We start from the raw sequence: 1,670 nt of genomic DNA, 5'->3' as shown, positions 1-1,670 counted from the left end.
CCCCTCACGGCGGCATTTCCACCCCGCCCCCGCACCCGGCCGGACCGGCGAACGGCGGAGGCTGGGGCACTGGTTGGCGACAGCCGCCCCCCGCGCCCCGCCCCGGCGTCATCCCGCTGCGGCCGCTCGCTGTGAGCGAGATCCTCGACGGCGCGGTCGCCACCATGCGCACCCACTGGCGCACGGTCATCGGCATCTCGCTCGCGGTCTCGGTGGTGGCCCAGGGGCTGATCACCGTCGTCACCGGTTTGTGGTTCCGCACCACCTCCGGAACCGGCACGGTCGACAACCCGGACCCCACCCTCGGGGAGGCCCTGGAGACCGTCCGCAACGCCCTGGGCAGCAGCTCGGTCACCATGCTCGTCGGCGTGCTGGGCACCATCGTCACCACCGCCCTGCTGACCATGGTCACCGCCCGGGCGGTCCTCGGCCGCCCCGTGTCCACCGGCGAGGCTTGGGGCGGTGCCCGCCCGCGCCTGCTTCAGCTGTGCGGTCTGCTCCTGCTCATCCCCGCCATCGCCGCGGCCGTCATCGGCCTGGGCATGGCTCCGGGAATGCTCCTCGCAGCGGTCGGCGTGGGCAGCGAAGGCGCGGCACTCGCCTCGCTCGGAGCACTCGCGGGCACGGGCGTCGCCATCTGGCTCTGGGTCCGCTTCAGCCTCGCCGCCCCCGCGCTGATGCTGGAGAAGCAGGGAATCATCTCTGCCCTGCGTCGCTCCGCCAAGCTCGTACGCGGCGCGTGGTGGCGCGTCTTCGGCATCCAGCTGCTGTCCATCGTTCTGGTCTTCATCGTGGCCGCCATCGTCGAGGTGCCGACCAGCGCGGTCGCGATGGCGTTCGGCGGGGACAGCGCCATCGACTACCTGTCCGGCGAGTCCGTCTCCGTCGGCTGGGCCTTTCTGATCGTCGTCGGCATCGGCGGGGTGATCAGCTCGGCCATCACCTTTCCGATCAGCGCAGGCGTTACCGCTCTCCTCTACATGGACCAGCGCATCCGCCGCGAGGCACTCGACCTCGAACTCGCCCGTGCCGCCGACTGCGGCAACTGATGTGGTGATGGCGGCGGATGGTGGCGTCAGAGCCGGCCCCATAACGGGCCCTGACGCCGCCTTCACCGCCCTCCCAGCCTGCGCTCCGAGCAGCAGCCCCATGGACACCCCCCGCTTCTCCTCGCCCCTCCTGCTGGCGATTCTGAGCGGTCCCGCAGTCGCCACGCCAGGGCCGCAGCCCCGTTTCACTCGATCCGGTGACGGACAGCAGACAGCCAGACAGCGCTGAGCTGGCGCTGAACGCAAAAATGCCTCGGCCCCGAGCATGAAATGCTCGGGACCGAGGCTAAAGATTGTTCGGCGGCGTCCTACTCTCCCACAGGGTCCCCCCTGCAGTACCATCGGCGCTGAAAGGCTTAGCTTCCGGGTTCGAAATGTAACCGGGCGTTTCCCTAACGCAATGACCACCGAAACACTATGAAACAAACAAACCGGAAAAGAACACAGTTCGTTATTTCAGAACCAACACAGTGGACGCGAGCAACTGAGGACAAGCCCTCGGCCTATTAGTACCAGTCAACTCCACCGGTCACCCGGCTTCCATATCTGGCCTATCAACCCAGTCGTCTACTGGGAGCCTTAACCCCTCAAGGGGGTGGGAGCCCTCATCTCGAAGCAGGC

At 67.8% G+C, this 1,670-nt stretch carries 1 protein-coding gene and 1 rRNA gene; one reads left to right on the top strand and one right to left on the bottom strand.

The window, feature by feature from the left end:
• Positions 1-1,049 (top strand): DUF7847 domain-containing protein (locus SSOG_RS26920; protein WP_009717419.1); only part of this gene is annotated, 1,049 nt, incomplete at its 5' end.
• Positions 1,050-1,344: 295 nt separating this feature from the next.
• Here SSOG_RS26920 and rrf read toward each other — a convergent pair.
• Positions 1,345-1,461, bottom strand: a 5S ribosomal RNA gene (gene rrf, locus SSOG_RS26915).
• Positions 1,462-1,670: the final 209 nt, after the last annotated feature.

It is taken from the genome of Streptomyces himastatinicus ATCC 53653, assembly GCF_000158915.1.
Lineage (GTDB): Bacteria > Actinomycetota > Actinomycetes > Streptomycetales > Streptomycetaceae > Streptomyces > Streptomyces himastatinicus.
This window is presented reverse-complemented; position numbering and strand designations above follow the sequence as displayed.